Source organism: Kitasatospora sp. NPDC058406, from assembly GCF_042722765.1.
Taxonomy (GTDB): domain Bacteria; phylum Actinomycetota; class Actinomycetes; order Streptomycetales; family Streptomycetaceae; genus Kitasatospora.
Map to the genome: position 1 here is coordinate 12392 of NZ_JBHXKE010000090.1, position 21108 is coordinate 33499.

17 protein-coding genes are annotated in these 21108 nt (G+C 70.7%); all 17 read left to right on the forward strand.

The genetic code is table 11. The annotated features are described in order from the left end of the window. Positions 1–45 precede the first annotated feature (45 nt). The 17 genes from ACFWOG_RS19345 (at position 46) to ACFWOG_RS19425 (ending at position 21073) form a co-directional block, all read left to right on the forward strand. On the forward strand, positions 46–600 hold the full coding sequence (locus ACFWOG_RS19345) for an NADH-quinone oxidoreductase subunit B family protein (protein ID WP_266271098.1): 555 nt from the start codon (positions 46–48) through the stop codon (positions 598–600). Beyond that, on the forward strand, positions 597–1310 hold the full coding sequence (locus tag ACFWOG_RS19350; protein ID WP_329952970.1) for an NADH-quinone oxidoreductase subunit C: 714 nt from the start codon (positions 597–599) through the stop codon (positions 1308–1310). Before ACFWOG_RS19345 ends, ACFWOG_RS19350 begins: the two co-directional genes overlap by 4 nt. Next, positions 1310–2662 (forward strand): NADH-quinone oxidoreductase subunit D, encoded by a 1353-nt coding sequence (locus ACFWOG_RS19355; RefSeq protein ID WP_329883292.1) that lies wholly within the window; start codon positions 1310–1312, stop codon positions 2660–2662. The genes ACFWOG_RS19350 and ACFWOG_RS19355 overlap by 1 nt, the downstream gene beginning before the upstream one ends. Next, positions 2659–3399, forward strand: coding sequence for an NADH-quinone oxidoreductase subunit NuoE (gene nuoE, locus ACFWOG_RS19360; protein ID WP_329883293.1), 741 nt, complete (start codon positions 2659–2661; stop codon positions 3397–3399). The genes ACFWOG_RS19355 and nuoE overlap by 4 nt, the downstream gene beginning before the upstream one ends. Next, positions 3399–4760, forward strand: a complete 1362-nt coding sequence (gene nuoF, locus ACFWOG_RS19365; RefSeq protein WP_329883294.1) for an NADH-quinone oxidoreductase subunit NuoF — start codon at positions 3399–3401, stop codon at positions 4758–4760. The genes nuoE and nuoF overlap by 1 nt, the downstream gene beginning before the upstream one ends. Continuing rightward, entirely contained in the window at positions 4757–7234 is a 2478-nt protein-coding gene (locus ACFWOG_RS19370) for an NADH-quinone oxidoreductase subunit G (protein WP_380359830.1), read from the forward strand. The genes nuoF and ACFWOG_RS19370 overlap by 4 nt, the downstream gene beginning before the upstream one ends. 44 nt (positions 7235–7278) lie before the next feature. Continuing rightward, entirely contained in the window at positions 7279–8649 is a 1371-nt protein-coding gene (gene nuoH, locus ACFWOG_RS19375) for an NADH-quinone oxidoreductase subunit NuoH (protein WP_380359840.1), read from the forward strand. 6 nt (positions 8650–8655) lie between these two features. Beyond that, entirely contained in the window at positions 8656–9267 is a 612-nt protein-coding gene (gene nuoI, locus ACFWOG_RS19380; protein WP_329883297.1) for an NADH-quinone oxidoreductase subunit NuoI, read from the forward strand. After that, on the forward strand, positions 9264–10202 hold the full coding sequence (locus ACFWOG_RS19385; protein ID WP_329883298.1) for an NADH-quinone oxidoreductase subunit J: 939 nt from the start codon (positions 9264–9266) through the stop codon (positions 10200–10202). Before nuoI ends, ACFWOG_RS19385 begins: the two co-directional genes overlap by 4 nt. After that, on the forward strand, positions 10199–10498 hold the full coding sequence (gene nuoK, locus ACFWOG_RS19390) for an NADH-quinone oxidoreductase subunit NuoK (protein WP_329883299.1): 300 nt from the start codon (positions 10199–10201) through the stop codon (positions 10496–10498). Before ACFWOG_RS19385 ends, nuoK begins: the two co-directional genes overlap by 4 nt. A 14-nt stretch (positions 10499–10512) precedes the next feature. Continuing rightward, complete coding sequence (gene nuoL, locus ACFWOG_RS19395) at positions 10513–12408, forward strand: NADH-quinone oxidoreductase subunit L (protein WP_329883300.1); 1896 nt, start codon at positions 10513–10515, stop codon at positions 12406–12408. Positions 12409–12445: 37 nt separating this feature from the next. Then, a complete protein-coding gene (locus tag ACFWOG_RS19400) occupies positions 12446–14122 on the forward strand; it encodes an NADH-quinone oxidoreductase subunit M (RefSeq protein WP_380359833.1) in 1677 nt (558 codons plus the stop codon). Then, positions 14119–15756 carry an NADH-quinone oxidoreductase subunit NuoN gene (nuoN, locus tag ACFWOG_RS19405; RefSeq protein WP_380359835.1) on the forward strand — a complete coding sequence of 546 codons (1638 nt, stop codon included), beginning with the start codon at positions 14119–14121 and terminating at the stop codon, positions 15754–15756. The genes ACFWOG_RS19400 and nuoN overlap by 4 nt, the downstream gene beginning before the upstream one ends. Before the next feature lie 221 nt (positions 15757–15977). After that, positions 15978–16991 carry a polyprenyl synthetase family protein gene (locus ACFWOG_RS19410; protein ID WP_329883303.1) on the forward strand — a complete coding sequence of 338 codons (1014 nt, stop codon included), beginning with the start codon at positions 15978–15980 and terminating at the stop codon, positions 16989–16991. Between the two features lie 146 nt (positions 16992–17137). Further along, positions 17138–17800 (forward strand): response regulator transcription factor, encoded by a 663-nt coding sequence (locus tag ACFWOG_RS19415; RefSeq protein ID WP_329952976.1) that lies wholly within the window; start codon positions 17138–17140, stop codon positions 17798–17800. 244 nt (positions 17801–18044) lie between these two features. Next, on the forward strand, positions 18045–20024 hold the full coding sequence (locus tag ACFWOG_RS19420; protein ID WP_355402848.1) for a 2-oxoacid:acceptor oxidoreductase subunit alpha: 1980 nt from the start codon (positions 18045–18047) through the stop codon (positions 20022–20024). After that, the gene (locus ACFWOG_RS19425; protein ID WP_355402850.1) at positions 20021–21073 is read left to right on the forward strand and encodes a thiamine pyrophosphate-dependent enzyme; all 1053 of its coding nucleotides are present in this window, start codon (positions 20021–20023) and stop codon (positions 21071–21073) included. The genes ACFWOG_RS19420 and ACFWOG_RS19425 overlap by 4 nt, the downstream gene beginning before the upstream one ends. The last annotated feature ends 35 nt before the right edge of the window (positions 21074–21108 follow it).

The following is a 21108-nucleotide window of genomic DNA, read 5'->3' on the forward strand; positions in this document are numbered from 1 at the left end:
ACGGGCGGATGAACCACAGGACTTGAGGGCATTGAGAGGGATCTGATGGGAATCGAGGAGAAGCTGCCGAGCGGCTTTCTGCTCACGAGCGTGGAGACGGCCGCCGGCTGGGTGCGCAAGGCGTCGCTCTTCCCGGCCACCTTCGGGCTCGCCTGCTGCGCGATCGAGATGATGACCACGGGCGCGGGCCGCTACGACCTGGCCCGGTTCGGCATGGAGGTCTTCCGGGGCTCGCCCCGGCAGGCCGATCTCATGATCGTGGCAGGTCGCGTGAGCCAGAAGATGGCCCCGGTGCTGCGCCAGGTGTACGACCAGATGGCCAACCCGAAGTGGGTCATCTCGATGGGCGTCTGCGCCTCGTCGGGGGGGATGTTCAACAACTACGCGATCGTGCAGGGCGTCGACCACATCGTCCCGGTCGACATCTACCTGCCGGGCTGTCCGCCCCGCCCGGAGATGCTGATGGACGCGATCCTGAAGCTGCACGACAAGATCCAGCACGAGCCGCTCGGCGCGAACAAGCGCCGTGCCGAGGAGTTGGGCGAGGCGCTCGCGCTGCAGGCCACCCCGGTGAGCGAGATGCGGGGGCTGCTGCGATGAGCGACCAGGTACCCGAGACCCGGCGCGAGGAGCCGCGCCGCGAGATCCCGGTCGAGGTGGTCGGGCGCCGGCAGGGCATGTTCGGCGCCCAGGGCAGCGGTGACACCTCCGGCTTCGGCGGGCTGGTCGCCCCGATCGCGCTGCCGCCGGCCAGCGGACGCCCGTACGGCGGCTGGTTCGACGAGGTGGCCGACGAGTTGGAGGGCGCACTGGAGGAGCAGGGGCTCGACCCGGCCGACGTGATCGAGAAGACCGTCGTCGACCGTGCCGAGCTCACCTTCCACATCGCCCGCGAGCACCTGCTCCGCACCGCCCGCACCCTGCGCGACGACCCGGCCCTCCGGTTCGAGCTCTGTCTCGGTGTGAGCGGCGTGCACTACCCGGGCGACTCCGGGCGCGAGTTGCACGCGGTCTACCACCTGCGCTCGATCACCCACGGCCGGCTGATCCGGCTGGAAGTCACCGCACCGGACGCCGACCCGCGCGTCCCGTCCGTGGTCAGCGTCTACCCGACCAACGACTGGCACGAGCGCGAGGCCTACGACTTCTTCGGCCTGGTCTTCGAGGACCACCCGGCGCTCACCCGGATCATGATGCCGGACGACTGGCTGGGCCACCCGCAGCGCAAGGACTACCCGCTCGGCGGCATCCCCGTCGAGTACAAGGGCGCCCAGATCCCGGCGCCCGACCAGCGGAGGTCGTACAGCTGATGAGCACCCAGCACTACGAAGAGGCGCACCAGGAAGCGGCGGAGGCCGCAGCCCGGGAGACCACCGAGGGCCGGGTCTTCACGGTCACCGGCGGTGACTGGGGCGAGGTGGTCGAGGCCGTCGGCCGGGCCGACGACGAACGCATCATCGTCAACATGGGTCCCCAACACCCTTCCACCCACGGCGTGTTGCGACTCATCCTGGAGATCGACGGCGAGACGGTGACCGAGGCCCGCTGCGGCATCGGCTACCTCCACACCGGCATCGAGAAGAACATGGAGTTCCGCAACTGGGTCCAGGGCACCACCTTCGTGACCCGCATGGACTACCTGACTCCGCTGTTCAACGAGACCGCCTACTGCCTGGCGGTCGAGAAGCTGCTCGGCATCACCGACGACGTCCCGGACCGGGCCAGCGTCATCCGCGTCCTGATGATGGAGCTCAACCGGATCTCCTCCCACCTGGTCTGCCTGGCCACCGGCGGCATGGAGATCGGCTCCACCACGCTGATGATCTACGGCTTCCGGGACCGCGAACTGATCCTGGACGTCTTCGAGCTGGTCACCGGCCTGCGGATGAACCACGCGTACGTCCGCCCCGGGGGCCTCGCCCAGGACCTCCCGCCCGGCGCGGTGGACCAGATCCGCGAGGCCGTGAAGACCATCCGCTCCCGGATGCACGAGTACGACAAGCTCGCCACCGGCAACCCGGTCTTCAAGGCCCGCCTGGTCGACGTCGGATTCCTCGACCTGCCCGGCTGCCTCGCGCTCGGCGCCACCGGTCCGATCCTGCGGGCCACCGGCCTGCCCCACGACCTGCGCAAGACCGATCCGTACTGCGGCTACGAGAACTACGACTTCGAGGTCGCGGTCGCCGACGGCGCCGACTCCTACGGCCGCTTCCTGATCCGCCTGGAGGAGATGAAGGAGTCGCTGCGGATCGTCGAGCAGTGCCTGGACCGGCTCCGCCCCGGCCCGGTCATGGTGGCCGACAAGAAGATCGCCTGGCCGGCCCAGCTCGCCGTCGGCCCGGACGGGATGGGCAACTCGCTCGACCACATCCGGAAGATCATGGGCACCTCGATGGAGGCCCTGATCCACCACTTCAAGCTGGTCACCGAGGGCTTCCGGGTCCCGGCCGGCCAGGCGTACGCGGCCGTCGAGTCACCCAAGGGCGAGCTCGGCGTGCACGTGGTCAGCGACGGCGGGACGAGGCCGTACCGGGTCCACTTCCGGGACCCGTCGTTCACCAATCTGCAGACGATGGCGGCGATGTGCGAGGGCGGCCAAGTGGCCGACGTGATCGTCGCGGTGGCCGGGATCGACCCGGTGATGGGAGGCGTGGACCGGTGACAGACGTCCAGTTGGGGATGCCGGCGCTGCCGGCCGGGCCGTACCCCGAGGAGGTGCACGCCAGGCTGGCGGCCGACGCGAAGGAGCTGATCGGGCGCTACCCGGTGGCCCGGTCCGCGCTGCTGCCGCTGCTGCACCTGGTGCAGTCCGAGGAGGGCTTCGTCAGCCCGACCGGCATCCGGTTCTGCGCCGAGCAGTTGGACCTCACCACCGCCGAGGTCACCGCCGTCGCCACCTTCTACACCATGTACCGGCGCCGGCCCGCGGGCGAGTACCACGTCGGGGTCTGCACCAACACGCTCTGCGCGGTGCTCGGCGGCGACCAGATCTTCGAGGAGCTCCAGCAGCACCTCGACGTCACGAACAACGAGACCACCGAGGACGGCCGGATCTCGATCGAGCACATCGAGTGCAACGCGGCCTGCGACTACGCGCCCGTGGTGATGGTCAACTGGGAGTTCTTCGACAACCAGACCCCGGAGAGCGCCAAGCAACTGGTCGACGACCTGCGGGCGGGCCGGGAGGCCCGGCCCACCCGCGGCGCCAAGCTCTGCTCCTTCAAGGAGACCGCCCGCATCCTGGCCGGCTTCCCGGACGAGCGCACCGGGGCCGTCGACGAGTCCGGCGCCGGCGGCGCCCCCTCGCTGGCCGGCCTGCGGCTGGCCCGCGGTGAGGCCCTGCCCGGCACCGGCGGTACCCGCGTCGTCTCGCCCCGTCACGAAGGGACCGAAGCGTGATGACCTCCGCCGAGCCGGCCGAGAAGCTGCTCACCCCGGTGCTCTCCGCCTCCTGGGACGACACCAGGCCATGGACCCTCGCCACCTACCGCCGCCACGCCGGGTACGAGGGGCTGAAGGCCGCCCTCGCGATGGCCCCGGACGAGGTGATCGCGCTGGTCAAGGACGCCGGCCTGCGCGGTCGCGGCGGCGCCGGTTTCCCCACCGGCATGAAGTGGCAGTTCATCCCCCAGAACGACGGCAAGCCGCACTACCTGGTGGTCAACGCGGACGAGTCGGAGCCGGGGACCTGCAAGGACATCCCCCTGCTCTTCGCCAACCCGCACTCGCTGATCGAGGGCATGATCATCGCGTCCTACGCGATCCGCTGCGACCACGCCTTCATCTACCTGCGCGGCGAGGTCGTCCCGGTGCTGCGCCGGCTGCAGGCCGCCGTCGCCGAGGCGTACGAGGCCGGGCTGCTCGGCAAGGACGCCCTCGGACCCGGCCTGGACCTGGACATCACCGTCCACGCCGGCGCCGGCGCGTACATCTGCGGCGAGGAGACGGCCCTGCTCGACTCGCTGGAGGGGCGCCGCGGCCAGCCGAGGCTGCGCCCGCCGTTCCCGGCCATCGCCGGTCTCTACGCCTGCCCGACGGTGGTCAACAACGTCGAGTCGATCGCGTCGGTGCCGCCGATCCTGGCCAAGGGCAAGGAGTGGTTCAAGGGCCTGGGCACCGAGAAGTCCCCCGGCTTCACGCTCTACTCGCTCTCCGGCCACGTCACCAACCCCGGCCAGTACGAGGCCCCGCTGGGCATCACCCTGCGCCAGCTGCTCGACATCAGCGGCGGCATCCGGTCCGGCCACCGGCTCAAGTTCTGGACCCCGGGCGGTTCCTCCACCCCGATGTTCACCGACGAGCACCTCGACGTCCCGCTCGACTACGAGGGGGTCGGCGCGGCCGGCTCGATGCTGGGCACCAAGGCGCTGCAGATCTTCGACGAGACCACCTGCGTGGTCCGTGCGGTCACCCGCTGGACGGAGTTCTACGCCCACGAGTCCTGCGGCAAGTGCACCCCCTGCCGCGAGGGCACCTACTGGCTGGTCCAGCTGCTCCGGCGGATCGAGGCCGGCGAAGGCGTCGCGGGGGACCTCGACAAGCTCCTCGACATCGCCGACAACATCAACGGCAAGTCCTTCTGCGCGCTGGGGGACGGTGCGGCCAGCCCGATCGTCTCCTCGCTCCAGCACTTCCGGGCCGAGTACGAGCAGCACCTCGCGGAGCGCCGCTGCCCCTTCGACCCGACCGCCTCCACCGTCTGGGCCGACGGCCCCCGCCCCGGCCACCAGTCCGCCACCGAAAGGGAGGTGCACGCGTGACGATCACAGAGCCAGCCACCTCCAAGGCCGCGGTCGAACTGGTCACGCTCACCATCGACGGCGTCGAAGTGCAGGTCCCCAAGGGGACGTTGGTGATCCGGGCCGCCGAGCAGGTGGGCACCCAGATCCCGCGCTTCTGCGACCACCCGCTGCTCGACCCGGCCGGCGCCTGCCGCCAGTGCATCGTCGAGATCGAGGGCCAGCGCAAGCCGGTCGCCTCGTGCACCATCCCGGTGGCCGAGGGCATGGTGGTCCGGACGCAGGTCAGCTCGCCGGTCGCCGAGAAGGCGCAGCGCGGCGTGATGGAACTGCTGCTGATCAACCACCCGCTGGACTGCCCGGTCTGCGACAAGGGCGGTGAGTGCCCGCTGCAGAACCAGGCGATGTCGACCGGTGACACCGACTCCCGTTTCGAGGGGATGAAGCGCACCTACGAGAAGCCGGTCCCGATCAGCACCCAGGTGCTGCTGGACCGCGAGCGGTGCGTGCTCTGCGCCCGCTGCACCCGCTTCTCCCAGCAGATCGCCGGCGACCCGTTCATCGACCTGGTCGAGCGCGGCGCGCTCCAGCAGGTCGGTACCGGTGAGGGTGACGACTTCGCGTCGTACTTCTCCGGCAACACCATCCAGATCTGTCCGGTCGGCGCCCTCACCTCGGCGGCTTATCGTTTCCGCTCCCGCCCGTTCGACCTGGTCTCGTCGCCGAGCGTCTGCGAGCACTGCTCGGCGGGCTGCGCCCAGCGCACCGACCACCGGCGCGGCAAGGTGCTCCGCCGGCTGGCCGGCGAGGACCCGGCGGTCAACGAGGAGTGGAACTGCGACAAGGGCCGGTTCGCCTTCCGCTACGCCCAGCAGCGTGACCGGATCACCACCCCGCTGGTCCGCAAGGACGGCGAACTGGTCACCGCCTCCTGGCCGGAGGCGCTGGCGAGGGCGGCCGAGGGACTGCGCGGCGCCCGGGCCGGCGTGCTGACCGGCGGCCGGGTCACCGTCGAGGACGCCTACGCGTACGCGAAGTTCGCCCGCGTGGTGCTCGGCACCAACGACGTGGACTTCCGGTCCCGCCCGCACAGCGGTGAGGAGGCGGACTTCCTGGCCGCCGCCGTCGCCGGCCGCGGCGTCGACGTGGACGGCACCGGCGTCTCCTACGACGAGCTGGAGGCGGCGCCGGGCGTGCTGCTCGCCGGCCTGGAGCCGGAGGAGGAGTCGCCGATCGTCTTCCTGCGGCTGCGCAAGGCAAGCCTCGCCCGCGGGCTGCGGGTCTTCTCGATCGCCACGCACGCGTCCCGGGGCCTGGCCAAGCTGCGCGGTGCGCTGCTGCCGGCGGCCCCCGGCACCGAGGCCGAGTGGCTGGCGGCGCTCGCCGCCGACGAGCCGCTCAACGACGACGCGGGCCGGGCCGCCGAACTGCTCCGCACCCCGGGCTCGGTCATCCTGGTCGGTGAGCGGCTGTCCGCCGCCCCCGGCGCGCTCACCGCGGCGCTCCGGCTGGCGCACGCCACCGGTGCCCGGATCGCCTGGGTCCCGCGTCGGGCCGGCGAGCGCGGTGCGGTCGAGGCGGGTGCGCTGCCCGGTCTGCTGCCGGGCGGCCGTCCGGTCGCCGCCCCGGCGGCCCGGGCCGAGGCCGCCGCCGCCTGGGGAGTGGCCGAACTCCCCTCCCGGCTGGGCCGGGACACCGAGCAGATCCTCGCGGCCGCCGCCCACGGCGAGCTGGACGCGCTGCTGGTCGGCGGCGTCGACCCGGACGACCTGCCCGACCCGGCGCTGGCCGAGGAGGCGCTGGCCGCCGCACGGTTCGTGGTGTCGCTGGAGCTGCGGCCGTCCGCCGTCACCGCGCACGCGGACGTGGTGCTGCCGGTCGCCGCCGTCGCCGAGAAGGCCGGCACCTTCCTGGACTGGGAGGGCCGGGTGCGGATGTTCGAGGCCGCGCTCAAGCCGGACCAGCAGATGGGCCGCCACCTGCACCCGGACCTGCGGGTGCTGACCATGCTCGCCGACGCGCTGGGCCACCGGCTGGGGCTGCCCGACGTCCGGGCCGTCCGGTCGGAACTGGACCGGTTCGCGCCCTGGACCGGTGACCGTCCGGCCGCCCCGGCGGCCCACCCGGGTCTGCTGCCGCGGCCGGCCGCCGGCCAGGCGGTCCTGGCCGGCTGGCGGCTGCTGCTCGACCGCGGCACCCTCCAGCAGGGTGACCCGCACCTGGCCGGCACCCGGCACCCGGCGGTCGCCCGGATCTCGCCGACCACCGCAGAGGAGCTCGGCGCCGACGGCCCGCCCGTCGCGCTGCGGCTGACCGGCCCGGCCGGCTCGCTCGTCCTGCCGCTGGAGATCACCAAGGAGATGCCGGACCGCACGGTCTGGATCCCGCTCAACTCCACCCCGGGCGGCGCCTACCGCGCGCTCGGCACCACCATCGGCCACCTGGTCACCATCGCCGCGGCGGAGGCCATCGAGCCCGACGAGGAGGAGAAGTGAGTCTCGCCGCACTCGACGTCTCGGCGTTCGACGCCGCCGCGTCCCTGCTCGCGTCCCACGACGTCACCGCGTCCGCGGCGGCGGCCCAGGAGGTCGCCGCGTACGGGACGCTCGGCTTCTTCGGGCGCGACCCCTGGTGGCTGGTGCTGCTCAAGGCGGTCTTCTGCTTCGCCTTCCTGGTCGGCACGGTGCTCGTGGCGATCGTCTGGGAGCGCAAGGTGGTGGCCTGGATGCAGTTGCGCATCGGGCCCAACCGGCACGGCCCGTGGGGCCTGCTGCAGTCGCTCGCCGACGGGGTGAAGCTGGCGCTCAAGGAAGACCTGGTGGTCAAGAACGCCGACAAGGCGGTCTACATCCTGGCCCCGATCGTCTGCGCCATCCCCGCCTTCATGGCCTTCGCGGTGATCCCGTTCGGTCCGGCCGGTGACGAGGTGTCGATCTTCGGCACCCGGACGCCGCTCCAGCTGACCGACTTCCCGGTGGCGCTGCTCTACATCCTGGCCACCGCCTCGGTCGGTATCTACGGCATCGTGCTGGCGGGCTGGTCCTCCGGCTCGACGTACCCGCTGCTCGGCGGGATCCGGTCCTCGGCCCAGATGATCAGCTACGAGATCGCGATGGGCCTGTCCTTCGCGGCGGTGTTCATCTACTCGGGCTCGATGTCCACGTCGGAGATCGTCTCCTCGCAACAGCCGACCTGGTTCGCGGTGCTGCTGCCGGTGTCGTTCATCGTCTACATCATCGCGATGGTCGGGGAGACCAACCGGGCGCCGTTCGACCTCCCGGAGGCCGAGGGCGAGCTGGTCGGCGGCTTCAACACCGAGTACTCCTCGCTGAAGTTCGCGATGTTCATGCTCGCCGAGTACGTGAACATGGTGACCGTGTCGGCCGTCGCCTCCACCCTGTTCCTGGGTGGCTGGCGGGCTCCCTGGCCGGTCTCCACCTTCTGGGAGGGCGCCAACCACGGCTGGTGGCCGATGCTCTGGATCATCCTCAAGATCCAGCTGCTGCTCTTCTTCTTCATCTGGCTGCGCGGCACCCTGCCCCGGCTCCGCTACGACCAGTTCATGAAGCTGGGCTGGAAGGTGCTGATCCCGGTCTCGCTGGTCTGGCTGGTGATGGTGGCCAGTGTCCGGGCCCTGCGCAACGAGGGCTACGAGTTCGGCCAGGTGGTGCTCTACGTCGGAGCCCCGGTCGGCGTCCTCCTGCTGCTCGGCCTGCTCCGGGACGTCGTGCAGCGCAAGCCCGAACCCGAACAGGCCGCCCCGGAACCCGTGTTCGACCCGATGGCGGGTGGGTACCCGGTGCCGCCGCTGCCCGGTCAGCAGCTTCCGCCGGTCCCGCGCCGGCGCAGCCGCGCCCCGAAGCAACTCCAGGACGCCCTCAACGGGGCCGACCATTCCGAAGGGAGCTGAACCGAGATGTCGTCCGACCAGAACGCCCGGGCCGACCGGCCCGAACCGACCGAGAAGCCGTCCGTCCTCGGGCCGGCCGCCGGCTTCGGCGTGACCTTCAAGGCCATGTTCAAGAAGCGGCTCACCGAGCAGTACCCGGAGCAGAAGAAGCCCACCGCTCCGCGCTTCCACGGCCGCCACCAGCTGAACCGGCACCCGGACGGTCTGGAGAAGTGCGTCGGTTGCGAGCTCTGCGCGTGGGCCTGCCCGGCCGACGCGATCTACGTCGAGGGCGCCGACAACCGGGACGACGAGCGCTACTCGCCCGGTGAGCGGTACGGCGCGGTCTACCAGATCAACTACGCGCGCTGCATCCTCTGCGGTCTCTGCATCGAGGCCTGTCCGACCCGCGCGCTCACCATGACCAACGAGTACGAGCTGGCGGACTCCTCCCGCGCCGACCTCATCTTCACCAAGGAACAGCTGCTGGTCGGCCTCTCCGAGGGCATGGTCGACAGCCCGCACTCGATCTTCCCGGGCACCGACGAGGGTGCGTACTACCGGGGCGAGATCACCGCGGCGGCGCCCGGGACGGTCCAGCAGGAGCGCACCGACCGGGAGAGGGAGGAGCTGTCGTGACCACCGCCCCCGCCACTCTCGCCGCCGTCACGGGCGCGACCTCCACCGGCGAGGCCGTGCAGTTCTGGGTCCTCGCGGTGATCGCCGTCGGCGGCGCGCTCGGCATGCTGCTGATGAAGAAGGCCGTGCACAGCGCGCTCTGCCTGGCCGCCACCATGCTCGCCCTGGCGGTCTGCTACATGGCCCAGGGCGCGGTCTTCCTGGGCGTGGTGCAGATCGTCGTGTACACCGGCGCGATCATGATGCTCTTCCTCTTCGTGGTGATGCTGGTCGGCGTGACCAGCGCGGACTCGCTGAAGGAACAGCTGAAGGGCCAGCGGTTCGCCGCCGTGTTCTGCGGCCTGGGCTTCGGGGTGCTGCTGCTCGCCGGGGTCGCCAACGCCAAGCTGGACACCTTCGTCGGCCTCGGCGAGGCCAACGCCGAGGGCAACGTCCAGGGCCTGGCCCGGCTGATCTTCACCAAGTACGTCTGGGCCTTCGAGGTCACCGGCGCACTGCTGATCACCGCCGCGATCGGCGCCATGGTGCTGACCCACCGCGAGCACGTGAAGCCGCCGAAGACCCAGCGCGAGCTGGCCGACCAGCGGGTCAGGGACAACCTCCAGCTCCCGCCGAAGCCGGCGCCCGGCGTCTACGCCCGGCACAACGCGGTCGACATCCCGGCCCTGCTGCCGGACGGTTCCATCGCCGAGGACTCGGTGATGGCGACCCTCCGCGAGCGCGGCCAGATCCGCGACGTCAGCCACGAGATGCTGGCGCGGATGGCCGAGCTGGAGTCCGCCACCGCCGACTGGCTGGGCCGCCCGCCGTCCGAGCGCCCGCCGGTGACCGGCCCGCGCAAGGCGCTGGAGCAGCCGGAGAACCGGCGCAAGACCCTTGAGCCGGTCCCGAACAACCACCCGGCACCCGACCACGACGAGGAGGGGGCGGAGTGAATCCGGTCAACTACCTCTATCTCTCCGCCCTGTTGTTCACCATCGGCGCCTCCGGTGTACTGCTCCGGCGGAACGCGATCGTCCTGTTCATGTGCGTCGAGCTGATGCTCAACGCCTCCAACCTGGCGCTGGTCACGTTCTCCCGCCTGCACGGCAACCTGGACGGCCAGATCATCGCGTTCTTCACCATGGTGGTCGCGGCGGCCGAGGTCGTCGTCGGCCTCGCCATCATCGTCTCCATCTTCCGGACCAGGCACTCCGCTTCGGTCGATGACAGCAACCTCATGAAGCTGTAGGCGGAGGGCCTTCGGTGAACTCACTCATTCCGCTGCTGGTCGCGGCTCCGCTGGCCGGCGCCGCCCTGCTCCTGCTCGGCGGCCGGGTATTCGACCGGTTCGGCCACTGGCTGGCCACCGCGCTCGCCGCCCTCTCCTTCGGCTTCGGCGTCGTCCTCTTCTCGGACATGCTGGGCCGGGAGGCCGAGGACCGCGCGCTCACCGAGCACCTGTTCAGCTGGATCCCGGTGAACGGCTTCCAGGCCGACATCGCCTTCCGGCTCGACCAGCTCTCGATGACCTTCGTCCTGCTGATCACCGGCGTGGGCACCCTGATCCACCTCTACTCGGTGGGTTACATGGCGCACGACGAGCGCAGGCGCCGGTTCTTCGCCTACCTGAACCTCTTCCTGTCGGCCATGCTGCTGCTGGTGACCGCCGACAACTACCTCCTGCTGTACTTCGGTTGGGAGGGCGTCGGGCTCGCCTCGTACCTGCTGATCGGCTTCTGGCAGCACAAGCCGAGCGCCGCCACCGCCGCGAAGAAGGCGTTCATCGTCAACCGCGTCGGTGACATGGGCCTCTCGATCGCGATCATGCTGATGTTCGTCGAGTTCGGCTCCTTCGCGTTCGAGCCGGTCTTCGGCGCCGCGGACCAGGCGAGCGAGGGCAAGCTGACCGCGATCGGCCTGATGCTGCTGCTCGCGGCCTGCGGCAAGTCCGCCCAGGTGCCGCTGCAGTCCTGGCTCGGGGACGCCATGGAGGGTCCGACCCCGGTCTCCGCCCTGATCCACGCGGCCACCATGGTGACCGCCGGCGTCTACCTGATCACCCGTTCCGGTGCGATCTTCAACCTGGCGCCGGACGCCCAGACCGCCGTGGTGGTGGTCGGCACGGTCACCCTGCTGTTCGGGGCGATCGTCGGTTGCGCCAAGGACGACATCAAGAAGGCGCTGGCCGGCTCGACCATGTCGCAGATCGGCTACATGATCCTCGCGGCCGGCCTCGGCCCGATCGGCTACGCCTTCGCGATCATGCACCTGGTGACCCACGGCTTCTTCAAGGCGGGGCTCTTCCTCGGCGCCGGGTCGGTCATGCACGGCATGAACGACGAGGTGAACATGCGTCACTACGGCGGTCTGCGGAAGTTCATGCCGATCACCTTCGTGACCTTCGGCCTCGGCTACCTGGCGATCATCGGGTTCCCCGGCCTCTCCGGGTTCTTCTCCAAGGACAAGATCATCGAGGCGGCCTTCGCCAAGGGCGGCACCGAGGGCTGGATCCTCGGTCTCTGCACCCTGCTCGGCGCCGCCGTCACCGCGTTCTACATGACCCGGGTGATGATCCTGACGTTCTTCGGCGAGCGCCGCTGGCAGCCGGACACCGAGGGCAACGACCCGCACCCGCACGAGTCCCCGAAGACCATGACCGCCCCGATGATCGTGCTGGCCTTCGGCTCGGTCTTCGCCGGTGCGATCTTCGCCTACAACAGCTCCTTCGTCACCTGGCTGGAGCCGGTCACCGGCCACTCCCACGGCGACTCGCCGCTCGGCGAGCTCACCGTCACCCTGCTCACCACCGCCTGCATGGTGGTCGGCGTCGCGGTCTCGTACCTGGTGTACGGCCGCTCCGCCGTCCCGGTGGTGCCGCCGTACGGCTCCCCGCTCACCCGGGCCGCCCGTCGGGACCTCCTCCAGGACGACTTCAACCACGCCGTCCTGGTCCGCCCCGGCTCGGCGCTCACCGCGGCGCTGGTCTACTTCGACAGCCGCGGCCTGGACGGCTTCGTCAACGGCCTGGCCGCCACCATCGGCGGCATCTCCAGCAGGCTGCGCCGGATCCAGAACGGCTACGTCCGGTCGTACGCGCTCTCCATGTTCGGCGGCACGCTGGTGCTGGTCGCCACGACTCTCCTGATGAGGTCCGTCTGATGGATTGGGATTACACACACCGTCGGGAGGTCCGGACATGAGCGCCCTGCTCACCGCCACGTGTGCCGTCCCGGCGGCCGGCGCGGTGCTCACCGCCGCCCTGCCCGCCGGGTCCACCGACGCCAGGCGGCGCACCACCAAGACCGTCGCGCTGGTCGTCTCCGCCGTCACCCTGGCGCTGGCCGTCGCGGTGACCGCGCAGTTCGACCCGGACGGCGCGCGCTACCAGCTGACCGAGTCGTACAGCTGGATCCGCTCCTTCGGCATCACCTTCTCGCTCGGCGTGGACGGCATCGGCGCGGTCCTGGCCCTGCTCACCGCCGTCCTGGTGCCGATCGTGATGCTCGCCTCCTGGCACGACGCCGACCCGGCGCCCGCCGGCCCGGACGGCACCTTCGAGAACAGGCGGCGCACCCAGGGCTTCTTCGCCCTGATCCTGGCGGTGGAGGCGATGGTCATCGTCTCCTTCTACGCCACCGACGTCTTCCTGTTCTACGTCTTCTTCGAAGCCATGCTGATCCCGATGTACTTCCTGATCGGCGGCTTCGGCGACCGGGCGGGCGGACCGGAGTCCGCCCGTCAGCGGTCCTACGCGGCCGTCAAGTTCCTGCTGTACAACCTGCTCGGCGGCCTGGTCATGCTGGCCGCGGTGATCGGCCTGTACGTGATCGCACAGGAGCAGGGCTTCGGCACCTTCGACCTGCAGACGCTGACCGGCGCGATCGCCGAGGGCCGGCTCCAGCTCAGCGGCACCGCAGAGAAGGCGCTCTTCCTGGGCTTCTTCTTCGCCTTCGCCGTGAAGGCCCCGCTCTGGCCGCTGCACACCTGGCTGCCGAACGCGATGGGCGAGTCCACCGCCGGGACGGCCGTCCTGATCACCGCCGTGGTGGACAAGGTCGGCACCTTCGCGATGCTCCGCTTCTGCCTCGGACTCTTCCCGGACGCCTCGAAGACCTTCGCCCCGGCGATCCTCGTCCTCTCGGTGATCGGGATCATCTACGGCGCGCTGCTGGCGATCGGCCAGAAGGACATCAAGCGGCTGGTCGCCTACGCCTCGATCTCGCACTTCGGCTTCATCATCATGGGCATCTTCGCGATGACCAGCCAGGGCCAGAGCGGCGCCACCCTCTACATGGTCAACCACGGCATCTCCACCGCCGCGTGGATGCTGGTGGCCGGCTTCCTGATCTCCCGTCGCGGCTCGCGGCTGATCGCCGACTACGGCGGCGTCCAGAAGGTCGCCCCGGTGCTCGCCGGGACGTTCCTGATCGGCGGCCTGGCCACCCTCTCGCTGCCCGGACTCGCCCCCTTCGTCAGCGAGTTCCTCGTCCTGGTGGGCACCTTCGCCCGGTACCCCGCGGTCGGCATCGTCGCCACCTTCGGCATCGTGCTCGCCGCGCTGTACGCGCTGCTGCTGTACCAGCGCACCATGACCGGCCCGGTCAAGGCCGGGGTGGGCGGCATGCCGGACCTCAAGGTGCGCGAGCTCGTCGTCGTCACGCCGCTGCTAGCACTGACCGTCCTGCTCGGCGTCTACCCGAAGCCGCTCACCGACATCGTCAACCCGGCGGTCGACGCGACCCTCTCGCAGGTCCACCAGACCGACCCGGCGCCGGTCCACCCGGTCGCCGCCGACAACGCCACCGGCCACGGGACCTCCGGCAACGGGGCACCCGGGAGCGGGTCCGCCACCCCAGGAGGTGAGCACAAGTGAGCACCACCGGATGGCTCGCCGCCGCCGGCGGCAACACCCAGAGCATCCCCGCGCCGCATGTCGAGTACGGCCAGCTCTCGCCGATGCTGGTGGTGTTCGGCACCGCCGTGGCCGGCATCCTGCTGGAAGCCTTCCTGCCCCGCCGGTACCGGCACCGGGCCCAGGTCGTCCTCGCCCTGGTCGGTCTGGTCGGCGCGTTCACCGCCGTGGTGGTGCTCGCCTCGCAGGGCTACGGCTCCACCAAGTTCGACCTGCTCGCGATGGGCGCGGTGGCCCTGGACGGCCCGGCGCTCTTCCTCCAGGGCGTGATCCTGCTCGTCGCGGTGGTCGCGGTGCTGACCTACGCCGAGCGCGGCCTGGAGCCGAAGGCCGGGGGCGAACCGGCCGACGCGTTCGCGTCCCAGGCCTCCGCCACCCCCGGCGGTGAGCAGGAGCGCGCCGCGATCCGGGCCGGCTTCGCCACCAGCGAGGTCTTCCCGCTCACCATGTTCGCGGTCGGCGGCATGCTGCTCTTCCCCGCCGCCAACGACCTGCTGACCATGTTCGTCGCGCTGGAGGTCTTCTCCCTCCCGCTCTACCTGCTCTGCGCGCTGGCCCGGCGCCGCCGGCTGCTCTCCCAGGAGGCGGCGGTCAAGTACTTCCTGCTCGGCGCCTTCGCCTCGGCGTTCTTCCTGTTCGGCACCGCCCTGCTGTACGGGTTCGCGGGCACCGTGCGGCTCGGCGAGATCTCGGACGTCATCTCCGGCAAGGCACTGGCCACCCCGGCGCTGCTCTCCACCACCCAGAACGACGCGCTGCTGCTGGTCGGCCTGGCGCTGCTGGCGGTCGGCCTGCTCTTCAAGGTCGGCGCGGTGCCGTTCCACTCCTGGACCCCGGACGTCTACCAGGGCGCGCCGACCCCGGTCACCGGCTTCATGGCCGCCGCGACCAAGGTGGCCGCGTTCGGTGCGGTGCTGCGGCTGTTCTACGTGGCCTTCCCCGCCCTGCGGCTGGACTGGCGGCCGGTGATGTGGGGGGTGGCGATCCTCACCATGGTGGTCGGCGCGGTCCTGGCCGTCACCCAGCAGGACGTCAAGCGGCTGCTCGCCTACTCCTCGATCGCGCACGCCGGGTTCATCCTCACCGGCGTGATCGCCACCAACAAGCAGGGCCTGAGCTCGGTGCTCTTCTACCTGCTGGCGTACTCCTTCGTGACGCTCGGTGCCTTCGCCGTGGTCACCCTGGTGCGCGACTCCAAGGGCGAGGCGACCCACCTGTCGAGCTGGGCCGGCCTGGGCCGGCGTTCGCCGCTGGTCGCGGCGGTCTTCGCGCTCTTCCTGCTGGCCTTCGCGGGGATCCCGCTCACCTCCGGCTTCACCGGCAAGTTCACGGTCTTCCAGGCCGCCGCGGCCGGCGGGGCCACCCCGCTGGTGATCGTCGGTGTGCTCAGCTCCGCGGTGGCGGCGTTCTTCTACATCAGGGTCATCGTGCTGATGTTCTTCTCGGACCCGCAGCCGGGCGGTCCGACCGTCGCCATCCCGAGCGCCTTCACGGCGACCGCGATCGCCATCGGGGTCCTCGCCACGCTCGGCCTCGGACTGCTCCCGCAGTACTTCCTGGACCTGGCGTCGAAGGCCTCGATCTTCGTCGGCTGAGCGCGCGCCGAGCGCTCACCGGCCGTCCGGGCCGCGCCCCTTGCGCGCGGCCCGGACGCGTCGTCCCGGCATCCCCGCTGGCCAGCGCGGACGCCCCGACCATGACAGACCCGCACGCCCGTGCAGTGATCCACTCGCGACCGGATACCCTGCCTGTATGGCCAGCGGCGGCACTCAGGGACCAGGCCGCTAGATCGACCAGGGACAGAGGAGTGGTCTTCGTGACCGTCGTGGGACCCTTTGGGCTCAGCGTGCAGGACCGCGATCTGACCCGCGACGTCCAGGCCGGGATGGACGCGGTGGAGGTCGCGCTCGCCGAGGCAGTGAAGAGCGACGTCCCGTTCATCACGGTCACCGCCAGCCACCTCATGGCCGCCGGCGGCAAGCGGTTCCGCCCGCTGCTGGTGCTGCTCGCCGCCCAGTTCGGCGACGCCAACGCCCCCGGTGTCGTCCCGGCCGCCGTCGTCGTCGAGCTCACCCACCTCGCCACGCTCTACCACGACGACGTCATGGACGAGGCCCCGGTGCGCCGCGGCGCCGCCAGCGCCAACTCGCGCTGGGACAACTCGGTCGCCATCCTCACCGGCGACTTCCTCTTCTCCCGCGCCTCGCAGGTGCTCGCGGACCTCGGCCCCGAGGCGGTCCGCGTCCAGGCCGACGCCTTCGAGCGGCTGGTCACCGGTCAGATCCTCGAGACGGTCGGCCCGGCCGCGGACGCCGACCCGCTTCGCCACTACCTCGACGTACTGGCCGGCAAGACCGGTTCGCTGATCGCCGTCGCCTGCCGGATAGGAGCACTGCTGGCCGGTGCCGAGCCCTGGGTGATCGACACCCTCAGCGCCTACGGCGAGCGCATCGGCATCGCCTTCCAGCTGGCCGACGACGTCCTGGACATCGCCAGCGACGGCCACGAGTCCGGCAAGACCCCCGGCACCGACCTGCGCGAGGGCGTGCCGACCCTGCCGACCCTGCTGCTGCGCCAGATGCCGGCCGACGGCGCCGACCCGTCCGACGCACGACTGCGCGAGCTGCTCAACCGCGACCTCAGCGGTGACGACGAGCTGCACGCCGAGGCGCTGCGGCTGCTGCGCCGCCACCCGGCGCTGGAGCGAGCGCGCCGGGAGACGCTGCGGCACGCCGAGGAGGCCCGCGCGCTGCTCGACCCGCTGCCGGACGGCCCGGCCAAGGAAGCGCTCCAGGCGCTCTGCGACTCGGTGGCCATCCGCACCATGTGAGGCCGGTGCGGGCTTGCCCGTACGGCCGGCGTCCGTTGCCCCCGCGGTCGGCGCGAATTCCCGACCGGCCGCCCCGGGGCGCGCGCGGATGGGGGAGACTGACCTTCGTCAGCTCCGCCCGCACTTCGCCCATCCGGAAGGCCGCCATGCTTCGCGTCGTCATCGCCGAGGACTCCGTACTTCTGCGGGAGGGCCTGACCCGGCTGCTCACCGACCGCGGCCTGGAGGTCGTGGCGGGCGTCGGGGACGGCGACGCCCTGATCAAGACCGTCCACGACCTCGCCGCCGCCGACGCGCTGCCGGACGTGGTGGTCTCCGACGTCCGGATGCCGCCCGACCACACCGACGAGGGCCTGCGCGCCTGTGTCACGCTCCGTGGTCTCTACCCGGCCCTGGGCGTGCTGGTGCTGTCGCAGTTCGTCGAGGAGCGCTACGCCTCCGAACTGCTGGCCGGATCCACCCGGGGCGTCGGCTACCTGCTGAAGGACCGGGTCGCCGAGGTCCGCGAGTTCGTCGACGCGGTGGTCCGGGTGGCCGAGGGCGGAACCGCCCTGGACCCCGAGGTCGTGCAGCAGCTGCTCAGCCGCAGCCGCAAGGGCGACGTGCTGGCCGGGCTGACGCCCCGCGAGCGCGAGGTGTTGGGGCTGATGGCCGAGGGGCGGACCAACACCGCAGTGGCGAAGCAGCTGGTCGTGTCGGAGGGGGCGGTGGAGAAGCACGTCAGCAACATCTTCCTCAAGCTCGGCCTCGCGCAGAGCCCCGGCGATCACCGCCGCGTGCTGGCGGTGCTCACTTATCTGAATTCCTGAATGGGCCGCCCCCCGGCCGGGTGTGCATTCTCGAACATTTTGTTGGCATTCGAAACGACCTTCTCCGTCCGGGCATGGGCCGGGCCGCCCCCTGTGTTGTACCGGTATGCGGCGGTGATTTTCCGCCGCATCGGGTAGTTCCGTCCCAGGCAATCCTTACCCGCATAGGATGCGAGAGGTGCACCAGGCGGACGGGGCACACGGCTCACGCCCGCGGCTGGTGCCCACGAGGAGGTCCGCGGCAGTGACCAGTCAGGTCGATCAGTCAGAAGCAGTGGACGGCTCGGACGGCGACGAGGGCCGGTCCGGGCCCGGCGGTGGCCGCTCCGGCGGTGCCGTGCCGGTCGGTCCACAGCCCGGGCGCGCCAAGCCGATCCGCAAGTTGGACCGGGTGATCATCAGATTCGCCGGAGACTCCGGCGACGGAATGCAGCTCACCGGCGACCGTTTCACCTCCGAGACGGCGTCCTTCGGCAACGACCTCTCCACCCTGCCCAACTTCCCGGCCGAGATCCGCGCACCCGCCGGAACCCTGCCGGGCGTCTCGTCCTTCCAGCTCCACTTCGCCGACCACGACATCCTGACCCCCGGGGACGCGCCCAACGTCCTGGTGGCGATGAACCCGGCCGCGCTCAAGGCCAACCTGGCGGACCTCCCGCGCGGCGCGGAGATCATCGTCAACACCGACGAGTTCACCAAGCGCGCGCTGGCCAAGGTCGGTTACGGGGCGAACCCGCTGGACGACGGCTCGCTGGAGGCCTACCACCTGCACAAGGTGCCGCTCACCACGCTCACCCTGGAGGCGCTCAAGGACAGCGGACTGGCCCGCAAGGACGCCGAACGGGCGAAGAACATGTTCGCGCTCGGCCTGCTCTCCTGGATGTACCACCGGCCGACGCACAACACCGAGACCTTCCTCCGCAGCAAGTTCGCCAAGAAGCCCCTGATCGCCGAGGCCAACATCGTCGCCTTCCGGGCCGGGTGGAACTTCGGCGAGACGACCGAGTCGTTCGCGGTCTCCTACGAGGTGTCGCCGGCCAAGCTGCCGCCCGGCCGCTACCGCAACATCTCCGGGAACCTGGCCCTGTCCTACGGACTGATCGCCGCCGCCCGGCGCTCCGGGCTGCCGCTCTACCTGGGCTCGTACCCGATCACCCCGGCCTCGGACATCCTGCACGAGCTCAGCAGGCACAAGAACTACGACGTGCGCACCTTCCAGGCCGAGGACGAGATCGCCGGCATCGGTGCGGCGCTCGGTGCGGCCTTCGGCGGTGCGCTCGGCGTGACCACCACGTCCGGCCCGGGTGTGGCGCTGAAGAGCGAGACCATCGGCCTGGCCGTCTCGCTCGAACTGCCCCTGCTGGTGGTCGACATCCAGCGTGGCGGGCCGTCCACCGGCCTGCCGACCAAGACCGAGCAGGCCGACCTGCTGCAGGCGATGTTCGGCCGCAACGGTGAGGCCCCGGTGCCGATCGTGGCCCCGGCCACCCCGGCCGAGTGCTTCGACGCGGCGCTGGAGGCGGCCCGGATCGCCGTCACCTACCGCACCCCCGTCTTCCTCCTGTCGGACGGCTACCTGGCCAACGGATCCGAGCCCTGGCGGATCCCGGAGGTCGACGAACTTCCCGAGATCGCACCGGACTTCGCCACCGGCCCGAATCGCGAGGACGGCACCTTCTGGCCGTACCTGCGCGATCCGCAGACGCTGGCCCGGCCGTGGGCGGTCCCCGGAACGCCCGGTCTGGAGCACCGGATCGGTGGCATCGAGAAGCAGGACGGCACCGGCAACATCTCCTACGACCCGGCCAACCACGACTTCATGGTCCGCACCCGCCAGGCCAAGGTGGACGGCATCACCGTCCCCGAGGCCGAGGTCGACGACCCGTCCGGCGAGGCCCGGGTGCTGGTCATCGGCTGGGGTTCGACCTACGGCCCGATCACGGCGGCGGTCCGCCGGGTCCGGGCGGACGGCGGCGAGATCGCCCAGACGCACCTGCGCAACCTCAACCCCTTCCCCGCCAACCTCGGCACGGTGCTGCGGAGTTACGACAAGATCATCGTTCCGGAGATGAACCTCGGCCAGCTGGCGCTGCTGCTGCGCGCCAAGTACCTGGTGGACGCCCAGTCCTACAACCAGGTGCGTGGACTTCCGTTCAAGGCGGCCCAGTTGGCGGACGTGCTGTGGGCGGCTATCGGCAACCTGGACGAGGAGGACAACCGATGACCAGGCAGTTCCCCTCGTTGAAGTTGGTGCCGAAGGCCGACGCGCCGCAGACCGCCAAGGAGTTCAAGACCGACCAGGAGGTGCGCTGGTGCCCCGGGTGCGGTGACTACGCGATCCTGGCCGCGGTACAGGCGTTCATGCCGGAGCTGGGGATCAGACGGGAGAACACCGTCTTCGTCTCCGGTATCGGCTGCTCGTCCCGCTTCCCGTACTACATGAACACCTACGGGGTGCACTCGATCCACGGCCGCGCGCCGGCGATCGCCACCGGGCTGGCCTCCTCCCGGCGCGACCTCAGCGTCTGGGTGGTGACCGGCGACGGTGACGCGCTCTCGATCGGCGGCAACCATCTGATCCACGCGCTGCGCCGGAACGTGAATCTGAAGATCCTGCTGTTCAACAACCGCATCTACGGCCTGACCAAGGGGCAGTACTCGCCCACCAGCGAGCTCGGCAAGATCACCAAATCCACGCCGATGGGTTCGCTGGACGCCCCGTTCAACCCGCTGTCCCTGGCGATCGGTGCGGAGGCGAGCTTCGTCGCCCGCACCATCGACTCCGACCGCCAGCACCTCCAGTCGGTGCTGCGGGCGGCGGCCGAGCACGAGGGCACGGCTCTGGTCGAGATCTACCAGAACTGCAACATCTTCAACGACGGCGCCTTCGAGGTGCTGAAGGAGGCCGGCACCCGTGACGAGGCGCTGATCCGCCTGGAGGACGGACAGCCGATCCGCTTCGGCACCGACGGTGCCCAGGGCGTCTTCCGCGGTGCCGACGGCGAGCTGTTCGTCGACGCCGTCACCGCCTCCAACGAGTCCGCGGTCCTGGTCCACGACGCCCACGCCGCCAGTCCGGCCACGGCGTTCGCGCTCTCCCGGATCGCCGATGCGGACACCCTGCACCACACCCCGATCGGTGTGCTGCGGAGTGTCCGCCGCCCCGTGTACGACGAACTGATGACCAGCCAGTTGGTCGCCGCAGCCGCCCAGCAGGGCCCGGGCGACCTCGCCGCACTGCTCGCCGGCAACGACACCTGGACGGTCGACTGAGCGCGGGCCCCGCATGACGGAGCGACGCCCCCGGC